General features: G+C 62.5%; 9 protein-coding genes. 5 read left to right on the forward strand and 4 right to left on the reverse strand.

Translation table 11 applies throughout. The annotated features are described in order from the left end of the window. Positions 1–119: 119 nt before the first annotated feature. A complete protein-coding gene (locus tag AC07W0_RS25200) occupies positions 120–2,306 on the forward strand; it encodes a GAF domain-containing protein (RefSeq protein WP_102618718.1) in 2,187 nt (728 codons plus the stop codon). Between the two features lie 3 nt (positions 2,307–2,309). Here the strand turns inward: AC07W0_RS25200 and AC07W0_RS25205 are convergent, their stop codons facing one another. The 4 genes from AC07W0_RS25205 to AC07W0_RS25220 all read right to left on the reverse strand — a co-directional run bounded on the left by AC07W0_RS25205 (position 2,310) and on the right by AC07W0_RS25220 (position 11,243). Beyond that, on the reverse strand, positions 2,310–3,476 hold the full coding sequence (locus AC07W0_RS25205) for a GGDEF domain-containing protein (protein ID WP_046483636.1): 1,167 nt from the start codon (positions 3,474–3,476) through the stop codon (positions 2,310–2,312). 51 nt (positions 3,477–3,527) lie between these two features. Beyond that, the gene (glgB, locus tag AC07W0_RS25210; RefSeq protein WP_102618719.1) at positions 3,528–5,765 is read right to left on the reverse strand and encodes a 1,4-alpha-glucan branching protein GlgB; all 2,238 of its coding nucleotides are present in this window, start codon (positions 5,763–5,765) and stop codon (positions 3,528–3,530) included. Further along, positions 5,762–9,109, reverse strand: coding sequence for a maltose alpha-D-glucosyltransferase (gene treS, locus AC07W0_RS25215; RefSeq protein WP_017848448.1), 3,348 nt, complete (start codon positions 9,107–9,109; stop codon positions 5,762–5,764). The genes glgB and treS overlap by 4 nt, the downstream gene beginning before the upstream one ends. Positions 9,110–9,254: 145 nt before the next feature. Continuing rightward, complete coding sequence (locus tag AC07W0_RS25220) at positions 9,255–11,243, reverse strand: alpha-1,4-glucan--maltose-1-phosphate maltosyltransferase (RefSeq protein WP_102618720.1); 1,989 nt, start codon at positions 11,241–11,243, stop codon at positions 9,255–9,257. A gap of 204 nt (positions 11,244–11,447) precedes the next feature. On the opposite strand from AC07W0_RS25220, the gene AC07W0_RS25225 reads away from it, so the two are divergent. The 4 genes from AC07W0_RS25225 to mapR all read left to right on the forward strand — a co-directional run bounded on the left by AC07W0_RS25225 (position 11,448) and on the right by mapR (position 14,972). Further along, positions 11,448–11,615: a hypothetical protein gene (locus AC07W0_RS25225; RefSeq protein WP_164887046.1), complete on the forward strand. Its 168-nt coding sequence runs from the start codon at positions 11,448–11,450 to the stop codon at positions 11,613–11,615. A 13-nt stretch (positions 11,616–11,628) separates the two neighbouring features. Beyond that, complete coding sequence (locus AC07W0_RS25230; RefSeq protein WP_046483643.1) at positions 11,629–11,868, forward strand: DUF3203 family protein; 240 nt, start codon at positions 11,629–11,631, stop codon at positions 11,866–11,868. Positions 11,869–12,052: 184 nt separating this feature from the next. After that, a complete protein-coding gene (ccoG, locus tag AC07W0_RS25235; protein WP_102618721.1) occupies positions 12,053–13,468 on the forward strand; it encodes a cytochrome c oxidase accessory protein CcoG in 1,416 nt (471 codons plus the stop codon). Positions 13,469–13,562: 94 nt separating this feature from the next. Next, positions 13,563–14,972 (forward strand): GntR family transcriptional regulator MpaR, encoded by a 1,410-nt coding sequence (mapR, locus tag AC07W0_RS25240; protein WP_017848443.1) that lies wholly within the window; start codon positions 13,563–13,565, stop codon positions 14,970–14,972. The last annotated feature ends 108 nt before the right edge of the window (positions 14,973–15,080 follow it).

A 15,080-nucleotide genomic window follows, 5' to 3' on the forward strand; every position in this document is an offset into this window, starting at 1 on the left:
ATCAAAGTGCCATCTCATGGATAATTGCGCTGAACCGGCAGCAATCATTTCTGTCTGTTGCTTATTGGCCTGACGCATCAGGCATCCAAACAGACCGTGGCAAACAAGGTGTTCACCCGATGATGAATTGGCTGCAAAGCAGCAGCGACATGGCCGAGCGGGTACGCCAGCACGACTGGGCCAGTACGCCCCTGGGTCCGCTGGAACACTGGCCGGATGTGCTCAAGACCACCGTGGCGCTGTGCTTTGCTTCAAGTTTCCCCCAAGCCATCGTGTGGGGGCCTCAATTGACGACCCTCTATAACGACGCGTTCATTCCGATACTGGGCAATAAACCCTATGCCCTGGGGCGTCCATTCAGCGAGATCTGGAGCGAGGTCTGGGACGACATCAGCCCCATCGCCGATGCGGCTTTCCAGGGCCATGCGACCTATATCGAAAACTTCCCGCTGGTGATCGAACGCGGCGCGGCGCCGGAACAAGCGTACTTCACGTTCTGCTATAGCCCGATCCGCGACCCGCGGGGCCACGTCGTCGGCATGCTCGACACCGTGACCGAAACCACCGCCACGGTGTTCCTTTCGCGCCGCCTTGCGGTGCTGGATACCATCGGCAGCACGGTCGCCAATGCCACCGATGCCGAAGCCATCGTGACCGCCACCACGCACCTGCTGGCGCAGCACCTGCAAGTGTCCATCTGCGCCTACGCCGATATGGACGCCGATGAAGACGGCTTCACCATCCGTGACAACTGGACGGCTCCCGGCTCGCCCAGCATCGTCGGCCACTACCGCCTGCAGGCCTTCGGGCAAACCGCGGTCAGGTGCCTGCGGGCCGGTGAGCCACTGGTGATCGGCAATAACCGGCTCGAACTGCCCGCGCAGGAAGCCGCGGCGTTCCAGGCCCTGGGCATCACCGCCACGATCTGCATACCACTGATCAAACACGGTCGTCTTACGGCCTTGATGGCGGTTCACAGCACAGCAGAGCGGACCTGGTCGCCGTATGACCTGGCGCTGTTGGCCGAAGTCACCGAGCGGTCCTGGGCGCACATCGAACGGGTGCGCGCCGATGCCGCCGTGCGCGAAGGGTTGGCGGCCTTTACCGAATTGAACGCCACCCTCGAGCAGCGTGTGGAAGAACGCACCGCTGCGCTGGCCCAGGCCGAAGCGGCGTTGCGTCAATCGCAGAAACTCGAAGCCATCGGCCAATTGACCGGCGGCGTGGCCCATGACTTCAACAACCTGCTGACCATCATTCGTTCGTCGGTGGACTTTTTGCGTCAGCCCGGGCTGCCCGAAGAACGGCGCCAACGCTACATGCGCGCAGTGTCGGACACCGTCGAGCGCGCCAGCAAGTTGACCAGCCAGTTACTTGCGTTCGCCCGCCGCCAACCGCTGAACCCGGAAGTCTTCGATGTGGCGCAGCGGGTCAAGGACATTGGCGAGATGCTCGAGAGTGTCACCGGTGCGCGCATTCATGTGCAGGTTCAATTGCCCGAGCGGCCGTGCCATGTCCGGGTCGACTCGAGCCAGTTCGAAACCGCGCTGATCAATATCGCACTCAACGCCCGCGATGCCATGGACGGCCAGGGCACCCTGACCCTGCGCGTGGACACGTTGGATACGATGCCGCGCATCCGGGGCGATGCCCAAGCCTGCCAGCCGTTTGTCACGGTGGCCCTGGCCGACACCGGCAGCGGCATTCCGGGGGAAACGTTCGAGCGCATTTTCGAGCCGTTCTTTACCACCAAGGCCGTGGGCAAAGGCACGGGCCTGGGGTTGTCACAGGTGTTCGGCTTCGCCAAGCAGTCCGGTGGCAATGTCGACGTGGCCAGCCGTCTTGGCCAGGGCACGGTGTTTACCCTGTACCTGCCCGAGGTCGAGCCGGAGGACGCCCGCCACGAGCCTTCCCCTAGTGACCCGGCACCGCCCCACGACACGACCCTGCGCAACATCCTGATCGTGGAAGACAACCTGGACGTAGGCCGTTTCGCCAACCAGATCCTCCAGGACCTCGGTTACCAGACCACCTGGGCGACCGATGCCGAACAGGCGCTGGCGCTGGCCGGTCCGGATGCCGCGGCTTTCGACGCGATTTTCTCGGACGTGGTGATGCCGGGCATGACCGGCGTGGCGATGGCCAAGCTCCTGCGCCAACGTCGCGCCGACCTGCCGGTGGTGCTCACCTCCGGCTACAGCGAAGAACTCGCGGAAAGCGGCTACGAAGGGTTCGAGTTCCTCGCCAAGCCCTACTCCGCCGACCAGGTGGCGCGGGTGCTGGCCAAGGCCATGTTCAAGGACTGAGCCCTACTCCGCCACGGCCACTTGATTGCGGCCGAGGGCCTTGGCGCGGTATAGCGCCTTGTCGGCGGTGTTCATCAACGCGTGCAGGTCGCCATCCAAGGTGCAGGTCGACGCCACGCCGAGACTGGCGGTCATGCCCTGCACAGGTTCGGAAGCCATGCAGGAGATGGCCTTGATCAACTGCTCAGCGATACCCCGGGCGGTTTCCAGCGAGGTATTGGGCAGCAACACCGCAAACTCCTCGCCCCCCAGACGACCGTACACATCGGCCTGGCGAAACGACGCGGTGATCACTCCGCCGATCTGCCGCAATACCTGGTCGCCGGCCTGGTGGCCGTAGGTATCGTTGATTTCCTTGAAGTGGTCCATGTCGATCATCAACGCGCACAGCGGCTGCCGGTTGAGGCGGCACTGCGCGTACAGCAATTGTGCATGTTCAAAAAACGCGCGGCGGTTCATCAGCCCGGTCAGTTCATCGGTCTGTGCGGCGCGCGCGGAAATAGTGTGGGCGCGTTCCATCTGCCTGGTCAGGCGGAAGGCTTTTTCCAGGGCGCCGGACAACTTGCGCGAGGCACTGACCACAAACGAGGAAAACACCAGCACCGCAATCGCCACGCCGACCTGCATCGACGACGGCTGAAACAGCAGCCACAGCGTACACGGCAGCAACACCAGGCCCATGGACACCATGGTCATGTAGCGATAGGCCGAATAGCACGAGACAGCACTGACGGACATGCCCACGGTAAACAACATCACCAGTACTTGGGACATCCGGTCGTCGCTGGGCATTACCGCAAAGGCACCGGCGCCCCAGATGCTCGCGGACAGTATCAAGGTGAGCCAGTAACGGCGCTCCCAGCGTTCCGGCGTGCGCTCGCTGTGGGGGCTGCGAAACCACTCGAGGAACATTTTCACCCGCAGCAGCGATGACGCCGCCAGCACCGCCAGCCATACCTGCATGACCTGGTGGTCAAAACGGTCCCAACACAGCCAGCAAAGCATCGCCGCCGCGAAATAACTGCCGAAAATGGCGGCAAATGACTGACGAAACAGCTGATGCAAACGGTCGGTTCGCACCTGCCCCTCAATAACGCAATCCTGGTCTTGCTCATGCCCAAGGCCATTCATGAAAACCGCCTGATTCAACTGCCGCGACAAAGGTGCCATTGTGGCACCCTGCCACTAGCGCGGACAATAGACGCCAGCACCTTGGCGCCGTTAACTGTCTTGCGGACGCAAAATCAGCACGCCCAATGGCGGCAGATTCAACGACAGCGACACCGGTTGACCATGATGCGGTTCATCTTCGGTGAATACCCCCCCGCCATTGCCATAATTCGAACCGGCATACGTGTCCGCATCGCTGTTGATCACCTCGCTCCAACGCCCGGCGAACGGCACGCCGACCTTGTAGGCTTCACGGGGCACCGGGGTGAAGTTGGCCACCACCAGCACCGGCCTGCCGTCCTTGCTCCAGCGCAGCCAGGCGTAGACGCTGTTGATCGCATCGTCGCCGATCAGCCACTGGAAGCCCTGGGGCGCGTCGTCCTGTTCATACAGGGCCGGTTCCTCGCGGTACAGCCGATTCAAGTCACTCACCAGCTTCTGCACCCCACGGTGTTCGGGGTATTGCAGCAGGTACCAGTCCAGTTGCTGGTCGTGGTTCCACTCGCGCCATTGGCCGAACTCGCAGCCCATAAACAGCAGCTTCTTGCCCGGGTGCGTCCACATGAAACTCAGGTAGGCGCGCAGGTTGGCGAATTTCTGCCAGCGGTCGCCGGGCATCTTGTCGATCAGCGAGTGCTTGCCGTGGACCACTTCATCGTGGGAGATCGGCAGGATGAAACGCTCGGACCAGGCATACACCAGGCCAAAACTCAGTTCATTGTGATGGTGGGCGCGGTACACCGGGTCTTGCTGGATGTAATGCAGGGAATCGTTCATCCAGCCCATGTTCCACTTGTAGTTGAAGCCCAGGCCGCCCTGTTGGGTCGGCTGGCTGACGCCCGGCCAGGCCGTGGATTCTTCGGCGATCACCAGCGCGCCGGGGGCTTCGAGGGCGACCACGTCGTTCAAGTGCCGCAGGAAGTCGATGGCTTCGAGGTTCTCGCGGCCGCCATGGCGGTTGGGCACCCATTCGCCGGCCTTGCGCGAATAGTCGCGATACAGCATCGAGGCCACGGCATCGACGCGCAGGCCATCGACGTGGAAGTGTTTGAGCCAATGCAGCGCCGAGGCCAGCATAAAGCCATGTACTTCGGTGCGACCCAGGTTGTAGATCAGCGTGTCCCAATCCTGGTGGAAGCCTTCCAGCGGGTTGGCGTATTCGTACAACGCCGTGCCATCGAATTGCGCGAGGCCGTGGGCATCGGTGGGAAAATGCGCCGGCACCCAGTCGAGGATCACGCCGATGTCGGCCTGGTGACAGGCATTGACGAACTCGGCGAATGCTTGCGGCGAACCGAAGCGCGCAGTCGGCGCGAACTGGGACAACGCTTGATAGCCCCAGGAGCCGCCGAACGGGTGTTCCATGATCGGCATCAGCTCGATATGGGTAAAGCCCAACTGTTGCACATACGGAATCAGCCGCTCGGCCAGTTCACCCCAGCCGTACTGGCGCGAAACCTCACCGGCCTCGTCCAGTTCGCACTGCCAGGAGCCCAGGTGCAACTCATAAATCGACAGCGGCGCCGTGGGCTTGTGCTTTTGCGCACGCGCCTGCATCCACGCGTGATCCTGCCAGTCGACCTGCAACGGCGACGCGACTTTCGATGCCGTGTCGGGCGGCATCTGGGTGGCCAGGGCCATCGGGTCGGCCTTGAGCGGCAAAATGCCGTGGGCCCCGAGAATCTCGTATTTGTACGCCGCGCCCGCTTGCAAGCGTGGGATAAAGATCTCCCACACACCGGCCGGATGGCGCAGGCGCATCGGGTGGCGGCGGCCGTCCCAGATATTGAAGTCGCCGACCACCGACACGCGCCGGGCGTTCGGTGCCCACACGGCAAACCGCACGCCCTGCACGCCATCGACCGTGGTCAACTGGGCACCCAGGCAACTGCTGAGGTCACGGTGATTGCCTTCGGCAAACAGGTACAGGTCCATTTCCCCCAGCAGCAGTTGCTGGAAACTGTAAGGGTCTTCGGTGATCTGTTCGCCACCGGCCCATTGGATCTTCAACAGGTAGGCCTGGCGGCTGCTGAAATGCCCGATAAACAGACCCGGCACCTGGGTCGCGTCGAGGCTGCCGATCGGCTCGCCACTGTCGCGACTCAGCAGTTGGACGCTCAAGGCCTCCGGCAGGAACGCACGGACAAACTGGCCGCCCTGCTCGTCATCATGGGGCCCGAGAATCGAGAACGGATCATGGTGTTCGGCGCGCACCAGCGCTTCGACGTCCTTGGACGCCGGCATTGCTGTCAGTTTCGGCTGCAGCGGTTCTTTATTCGTAAAACTCATGACGTCTCCCCACCGCGTACAGATTTCGATCCAGGTATGAGCCCGCTGAGCAAACCGTGCAAACCCTGCAAGGGCACCGGCAGCCAGGTCGGGCGGTTTTCCGCTTCATAAGCCACTTCATACGCGGCCTTTTCCAGGCTGAACAAGGTCAGCGCTGCGTCCTGGCCTTTGGCATCCTGCCAGTCATGCGCCAGTGTAGCCGTCGCCGCGTGATAAGCCTTGATAAATGCCAGACGCGCCTCAATCAGGTAGCGCTCGGTCACACGCTGGCGCGCCGCGTCCGCTGCGGGCGAGTGGTCCACGCCTTGCACATTCAGGGCCATGGCCGCCGCGTAATCAAACGAACGCAGCACGCCGCTGACGTCTTTATACGGGCTGTGCTTGCCGCGCCGTTCGTGCAGCGGCCGCGCCGGTTCCCCTTCAAAGTCGATCAGGTAGGCGTCGCCTTTCACTACCAGCACCTGGCCCAGGTGCAAGTCACCGTGGACGCGAATGCGCAAGCCGCCCAACGTGGCCTGCGCCAACGCCCGGACCTGAGCGCCGATGGCTTTTTTCTGCTCCAACAATTCACTGACCCGCGCCTGATCGGCCGGGTTCAATTGGTTTTGATGCAGTTTGAGCAATTGCAGGGCGCGCTCGATCTGCGCCGCGATGTCCTTGGCCCAGGCCTCGGCATCCTTGGCGGTGGTGACTTCGGCTTGGAAGTCTGGGTTGGCCGTCGGCGCCGCCAGCACGCCGTGCATTTCACCCAGGCGCTGCCCGAGCAAGCCGGCAAAGTCGGCCAGCTCGCCCAAGGCGTTGTAATGCTGCTCCTGTTCGGACATCGCTTCGGCCAGTTCGTCGCGGATCGCGCGCTCCAGGTTGTTCTGGGTCCAGCCCCAGGCGTCGCCCTGGTTGCTCAGGTAGCCCTGGGCAATCATCAACAGGTTGTCCTGGCCTTGGCCGTCACGCCGAATCATCGAACCGAGCAACGGCGAAATGTTCGGGTAACCGGCTGCGGTCAGGTAGGCGCTCATCTCCAGCTCCGGATGGACCCCGGCGCTGACCTTGCGGATCAGCTTGAGCACCAGGCTCTCGCCCACCACCACCGAGCTGTTGGACTGCTCGGCGGCCAGGTAGCGCACGGGCGACTCATCGGTCAGCGCCAGCCTGGCCAGTTGCGGCGTGGCTTCAAAGCGCAGCTCGCCCTCGCTGCTGTTCAACACGGTGCCGGCCTGCAAGGCCTGGATCACCGCGCGGATAAAGTGTTCCAGGCTGAACGCATCGGTCACCAACCCCACCTGACGCACGCGCCGCACACGGGCCAGGGCCAGTTGTTGCGGCAAGGCGCTGGTGAACTGGTCTTCGCCGAGAAAGCCGAACGGCAACTGGTAACGGCTGACCTGCCCCCCGGCGCTCACCTCGATTTCGCTGAGCAGCACCGGGTGCTGCAGGTCGCCGAACCGCACGCCGTAGGCGATATGCACGCTGTCGATGGCCGTGTCCTTGCCGGCGAACCAGCGGCGCTTGGGCAGCCAGGCCGGCAGCGAGGTGTGCTCCAGGACGGCGCGACACGGTGCGTCGAGCAGCTCCTCCATGCGCTTTTTCAGAACCAGGGTGGTGAAGTCCGGCATGCTTTGCACCGGTTCCACATGCCAACTGGGCATCTGGTTTTCCGCCGCCAGCACGAACCAATAGAAGCCATACGGCGCCAGGGTCAGCAGGAAATTCAACTGGCCGATGGGCGGGAACGCATTACCGCCGAGCATCTCCACCGGCACCATGCCGGCGAAGGCCGAGAGGTCCAACTCGGCCGCCTGGGCGCTGCGCGAGACGTTGGCCACGCACAGGATGATCTCGGTGCGGCCGTCGTCCCCGGTGAATTCACGGGTATAGGCGAGGATGCGCCGGTTGCTCGGCGAGAGCATCTTCAAGCTGCCGCGGCCGAAGGCCTTGGACTGCTTGCGCACCGCGAGCATGCGGCGGGTCCAGTTGAGCAGCGAATGCGGGTCCTGGGCCTGGGTTTCGACGTTGACCGACTGATAGCCGTATTGCGCGTCCATGATCGGCGGCAGCACCAGGCTGGCCGGGTCGGCGCGGGAAAAGCCGCCGTTGCGGTCGATGGACCACTGCATCGGCGTTCGCACGCCGTCGCGGTCGCCCAGGTAGATGTTGTCGCCCATGCCGATTTCATCGCCGTAATACAGGGTCGGCGTGCCCGGCATCGACAACAGCAGGCTGTTGAGCAGTTCGACGCGACGGCGGTCACGCTCCATCAGCGGCGCCAGGCGGCGGCGAATGCCCAGGTTGATCCGCGCGCGACGGTCGGCGGCGTAGTAGTTCCACAGGTAGTCGCGTTCTTTGTCGGTGACCATTTCCAGGGTCAGTTCATCGTGGTTGCGCAGGAAGATCGCCCATTGGCAATTGGCCGGGATTTCCGGGGTCTGGCGCAGGATGTCGGTGATCGGGAAACGGTCCTCCTGGGCCAACGCCATGTACATGCGCGGCATCAGCGGGAAGTGAAAGGCCATGTGGCATTCATCGCCGTCGTCGCCCTTTTTGTCACCGAAGTACATCTGCGTGTCTTCCGGCCACTGGTTGGCTTCGGCCAGCAGCATGCGGTCGGGGTAATGAGCGTCGATCTCGGCGCGGATCTGCTTGAGGACGTCGTGGGTCTCCGGCAGGTTTTCGTTGTTGGTGCCGTCGCGCTCGATCAGGTACGGGATCGCGTCCAGGCGCAGGCCGTCAATGCCCATGTCGAGCCAGAAGCGCATCACCGACAGCACGGCTTTCATCACTTGCGGATTGTCGAAGTTGAGGTCGGGCTGGTGCGAATAGAAACGGTGCCAGAAGTACTGGCCGGCCACCGGGTCCCAGGTCCAGTTGGACTTCTCGGTATCGAGGAAGATGACGCGCGTGCCGTCGTACTTCTGATCGTCGTCGGACCACACGTAGAAGTCCCGCGCCGCCGAGCCGGGCTTGGCCTTGCGTGCGCGCTGAAACCACGGGTGCTGGTCGGAGGTGTGGTTGATCACCAGTTCGGTGATCACCCGCAGCCCGCGTTGGTGGGCTTCGGCGATAAAGCGCCGGGCATCGGCCATGGTCCCGTAGTCGCTGTGCACGCCGCGGTACTCGGCGATGTCATAACCGTCGTCGCGACGTGGCGAGGGGTAGAACGGCAGGAGCCAGATGGTGTTCACACCGAGGTCGGCGATGTAGTCGAGTTTGGCGATCAGCCCGGGAAAGTCACCGATGCCGTCGTTATTGGAGTCGAAATAGGATTTGACGTGAACCTGATAGATCACCGCGTCCTTGTACCACAGCGGGTCTTTGATAAAGGTGGCAGCCTTGGGTTTCTTCGCCATTGGAAACTCCTGAAAACTCGAGGATTCTTGCGGACTGAAGCGGGTCGAAGTGCGGGGGCTTGCGCCCGATAGCGGCAGGACAGTCACTTGATCCATAGGCTGGCATAGCGCTTTCGGGAGCAAGCCCCCGCCCACATGTCGCTCCTTAGTACGTGGTGATGCGCCAGATCCCGAACGGCATCTGCGGCTCCAGCCGCATCCATTGGGTCTTGCCGTACCACGTCCAGCGATGGCCGTTCATCAAATCTTCGCCCTGGGTGTGGGCGTCGTCCGGCAGGCCCAGCTCCCACAGCGGCAATTCGAATTGCGCTTCCTGGGCATTGAATGGGTCGAGGTTGACCGCCACCAGGATGAAATTGCTGCCGTCTTCGCTGCGCTTGCCGAAGTACAGGATGTTCTCGTTCCAGGCGTTGTAGAGCGTTAGCCCCAGATGCGTGTGCAATGCCGGGTTTTGCCGGCGGATGCGGTTGAGTTGGGCGATCTCGGCGATGATGTTGCCGGGTGCGGTGAAGTCCCGGGGGCGGATCTCGTATTTTTCCGAGTCCTGGTACTCTTCCTTGCCCGGCACCGGCGCGGCTTCGCACAGTTCGAAGCCGGAATACATGCCCCACAACCCCGAGCCCATGCTCGCCAGCGCGGCGCGGATCAAGAAGCCCGGGCGCCCGGACTCATGCAGGAAAGCGGGGTTGATGTCCGGGGTGTTGACGAAGAAGTTCGGCCGGTAGCACTCGCGCCAGGGCGACTCGTTCAATTGCGCCAAGTACTCGCTCAGCTCGGCCTTGGTGTTGCGCCAGGTGAAATAGGTGTAGCTCTGGGAGTAACCGACCTTGCCCAGGCGCGCCATCATCGCCGGTGTGGTGAATGCTTCGGCGAGGAAGATCACCTCCGGGTACTTGGACCGCACATCGCTGATCAGCCATTGCCAGAATGGCAGCGGCTTGGTGTGAGGGTTATCGACGCGGAATGTCTTCACGCCCTCCTCGACCCAAGCGAGCACGATGTCACGCAGTTCGGTCCACAGGCTGGGGATCGCATCGGCGGCGTAGAAATCGACGTTGACGATGTCCTGGTACTTTTTCGGCGGGTTTTCCGCGTATTTGATCGTGCCGTCCGGGCGCCAGTTGAACCAGCCCGGGTGCTGCTTGAGCCACGGGTGGTCCTGGGAGCACTGAATGGCGAAGTCCAGGGCGACTTCCAGGCCATGGTCGGCGGCGGCCTTGACCAGGCGCCGAAAATCGTCGCGGCTGCCCAGTTGCGGATGAATCGCGTCGTGGCCGCCCTCCTCGCTGCCGATCGCGTAGGGGCTGCCCGGGTCGTGCTGCTCGGCCCTCAAGGCATTGTTTTTGCCTTTACGGTGGCTGCGGCCGATGGGGTGGATCGGCGGGAAGTACAGCACGTCGAACCCCATGTCATGGATCATCGACAGCCGCGAATGCACGTCGAGGAACGTACCGTGACGCGCTGGATGGTCGGTGATAGAGCGCGGAAACAGCTCATACCAACTGGCAAACTGCGCACGCTCGCGCTCCACGTCGAGCGGGTACGCGGGACTGATGCTCAAATAGGCGCGGTGATCGGCCCGGGTCATCAGGTACGCACTGTCTTCGTGCAGGAACAGCGCAACCTGCTCGGTTTCCAGCAGGCCGGAGAGCTCGTGGTACAAGCGCATCAGGCGCTCGCGCAGCTCACTGTCACTGCGCTCGGCGGCCAGCAGCACCAGGCTGCGGCCTTCCTGCAACTCAAGGCTGACCGGCACGCCAGCCTCATGTTTCTTGCGCAGTTCGTAGCAGAAGCTGGCAAAGCTATCGATCCAGGCTTCGATGCAATATTCATGGGGCCCTTGGGCGGTGACGGTAAACGCGCCCTCCCAGCCGTCGTTGCCGATATCGGCCATGACCTCGCTGTGCCAGCTTTCATCGTGCAAGGCGCGCCAGCGGATCAGCACCGCGAGCGTGTCGTGGCCGTCGGCGAACACCTTGCTGGTGACATTGATGCGTTGGCCCACCACGGCCTTGACCGCAAATTCGCCGCCGTCGATCACCGGCATGGTGCTTTCAATCGCTATGCGAGGCAGCAACAACGCCTGGGACAGCGGCAATACACAATCGTCTGGAGTCAGTGTTTCAGCAGTCATCGAGCATCTTCCCCTTACGCCCTGTGGACGCTCTTTGCTTGATCCGAATTCTGATACGGCACCGCTCTCCCTGAGCAGGGCCACATAAGGTCCGAGCCCGGGGCCGGGTGAAAAGTTCAGGTGGATGTGCCGCCATCGACGGGGGAATCAATTCCCCCGGGCGGCTGTCCACCGATAGAGCAAAGCACAAAGGAGGCCACACCGATGAATATCCCGATCCCCGCGCAAACGCCCGATCCGAATATCGACAAGCCGACCCTGCCGCCCACCGAACCGGCTGCGCCTCCTGAGGAGGAACCGCCGCAAGACCCGCCCGTGCGGGTGGAGGAACCCTCAGCCCAATGCTATCCCCTCACCATCACCAGACGATGACAAGGAGTTCACCATGCCTGTACGTATCGAAAACCAGATCTGCTACTTCACGGTCGATGACAACGGCCAGGAACAAAGCCTGCCGGCGTCCCAGGTCACCATCAGTACCGACAGCGAAAAATCCATGTCTTTTGTGGCGCTGAACGACGACCGGATCTACATCACCGAGGTCGAGGCCGACGCGCTGACCGTCGCCGGCGCCCAGGATGGGCGCAAACACCTGAAGGCCAGCGACAGTGATTCGGTGATTTGATTGATCTGTATCAGCACACGCTGAATCGAGCTGCGCCCCAGGCGCCACGGGGTGCAGCACATTGTCGCAGCAGGGCCTTTGCAGCGCATCTGATCCGCTTTTTATCGCCACACCTGAGTCTGTTATGCAAACAGCACGACGAGCATAGTTCACCGGCCTGATGGAGGCTGATGAGCAAACGACCATGAGCGAAATGATCCCCGTCCGAACCGTGGAAATCCACGAGCCTGCGCACCCGAAGAAGGTGACGGCCAAATCCAGCGATAACCAGATCCATACCCGTAGCTTCACCGGCCTGTACCGCACCTTGCGCGTGGCTGGTGCAGGCTTTCTGTTCCTGGCGTTTTTCGGCACGGTGTGGCTGAACTGGGGCGGTCGCCAGGCCGTACTGTGGGACCTGGCCGAAAGCAAGTTCCACATATTCGGCGCCACGTTCTGGCCGCAGGACTTCATCCTGCTGTCGGCGCTGTTGATCATCTGCGCCTTCGGCCTGTTTGCGATCACTGTGTTCGCCGGCCGGGTGTGGTGCGGCTACACCTGCCCGCAAAGCTCGTTTACCTGGCTGTTCATGTGGTGCGAAAAAGTCACCGAAGGCGAGCGCAACCAGCGTATCAAGCTGCAAGCGGCACCCTGGAGCCTGAACAAACTGGCGCGGCGCTCGGCCAAACATACGCTGTGGCTGGGGATCAGCGTGCTAACCGGGTTGACCTTTGTCGGTTACTTCACACCCATTCGCCCGCTGGCCAGCGAACTGCTGACCTGGCAGATGGGCGGCGTGAGCCTGTTCTGGGTAGTGTTTTTCACCGCCGCCACTTACCTCAACGCCGGCTGGCTGCGCGAAGCGGTGTGCATGCACATGTGCCCGTATGCGCGGTTCCAGAGCGTGATGTTCGACAAAGACACGCTGACCATCTCCTACGATGCGGCCCGTGGCGAACACCGCGGCCCGCGCAAGCGTGAAGCCAAACCGGCGGACGTCGGCCTCGGCGACTGCATCGATTGCCAATTGTGCGTGCAAGTGTGCCCCACCGGCATCGATATCCGCGACGGCCTGCAAATGGAATGCATCGGCTGCGCGGCGTGCATCGATGCCTGCGACTCGATCATGGACAAAATGGGCTACGCCCGCGGCCTGGTGAGCTACACCAGCGAACATCAACTGCAAGGCGGCAAGACCCACCTGCTCAGGCCACGTCTGATCGGCTACAGTGCGGTGCTGCTGGTGATGATCGCGGCGTTGGTCGTGGCACTGGTGCAGCGGCCGATGGTGTCGCTGGACGTGACCAAGGACCGCGGCATGTTCCGCGAAAACAGCCAGGGCCTGATCGAAAACATCTACAGCCTCAAGGTCATCAACAAGACCCAGCAACCCCAGGACTACCGCCTGGAACTGGTGGATGGCGAAGGCTTCCAGCTGCAAGGCAAGACCCAGATCAGCCTGGCCCCGGGGGAAATCAGCGACGTGCCGGTGTCGGTGGCGTTGCTGGCGGACAAGCCGGCGAGCAGTTCGCAGATCCTGCGCTTCAAGGTCACCGACGTCGACGAACCATGGGTCTACAGCGCTGCAGACAGCCGTTTCGTGGCACCGCTGAACCGCTGAGGGTTGGCCAGCATAAGAGATCAAATGTGGCAGCCGCTAAGCCGGCGGCCACATTTCGCCCTGCGTACATCTTGAGAAGATTAATTTGGCTACCATGAAACGCTACGAAAAATTCGCCGACGACATCGCAGAACTGATCCGCTCCGGCGTGCTCGGCCCTGGCCAGCGAGTGCCTTCGGTGCGCTATGCCAGCCAGACCTACGGCGTCAGCCCGTCCACGGTGTTCCAGGCGTACTACCTGCTGGAACGCCGCGGCCTGATCCGGGCGCGACCGCGTTCTGGCTACTTCGTCAACACCCATGCGCCCAGCCCGTTCTCCGAACCGGTGGTGAGTGAACACGTGCATGAATCCACCGAAGTCGATGTGAGCGAATTGGTGTTCTCGGTGCTCGAGTCCATCAAAGACCCGAATACCGTGCCGTTCGGCTCGGCCTTCCCCAGCCCGATGCTGTTCCCGCTGCCCCGCCTGGCTCGCTCCCTGGCCAGCGCTGCCCGTGAGATGGACCCGCGCCTGGTGGTTACCGACATGTCGCCGGGCAACCCGCAACTGCGCCGGCAGATTGCCCTGCGTTATATGGTCGGCGGCCTGATGTTGCCGATGGAAGAGCTGCTGATCACCAACGGCGCCCTCGAAGCCCTGAACCTGTGCCTGCAGGCCGTCACCGAGCCGGGCGATCTGGTGGCCATTGAAGCGCCGGCGTTTTATGCCTGCCTGCAAGTGCTCGAACGCCTGAAACTCAAAGCGGTGGAAATCCCCGTGCATCCGCGTGACGGCATCGACCTCAACGCCCTGGCGCAAAGCCTGGAGCGCTACCCGATCAAAGCCTGTTGGACCATGACCAGTTTCCAGAACCCCATGGGCGCCACGCTGCCGGAAGCGAAGAAACAGGAATTGGTGGAGCTGCTGCGCCGCCATCAGGTGCCGTTGATCGAGGACGACGTCTACGCAGAGTTGTACTACGGACAACAGGCACCGAAACCCGCCAAGGCCTTCGACACCGAGGGCCTGGTGATGCACTGCGGCTCCTTCGCCAAGAGCCTCGCACCGGGTTATCGCATTGGCTGGGTGGCGGCCGGGCGCTATGCGCAGAAGGTCGAGCGTTTGAAGCTGATGACCTCGTTGTGCCCGTCGATGCCCGCCCAGGCGGCGATTGCCGACTACCTGCAACATGGCGGCTATGACCGGCACTTGCGCAAATTGCGCTACGCCCTGGAAGAACAGCAAAGCGCCATGCTCGCGGCCATCGCCCGGTATTTTCCGGCGCAGACGCGGGTCAGCCAGCCGGCCGGCGGGTATTTCCTCTGGCTGGAATTGCCGGAGCAGACGGATTCATTGAAGTTGTTCCAGATGGCCTTGGCCCAGGGCATCAGCATCGCGCCGGGGCCGATTTTCTCGGCGACCCAGCGTTTCAGGAACTGTATCCGCCTGAACTACGGCAGCCCGTGGTCGGAAGCATCGGAAAAAGCGATGGAGACGTTGGGACGCATTGTGCGCTCGTTTTGACGCGGAACCAGATCGACGCACGTACCACACAGGACACTCACTATTCCTGGTTCGAACCAGAGGTTTCCTATGAGCGTTTCTGTACCCCCAAGGCCTGCACCCCTGCCC

Source organism: Pseudomonas sp. GW704-F2 (assembly GCF_059423025.1).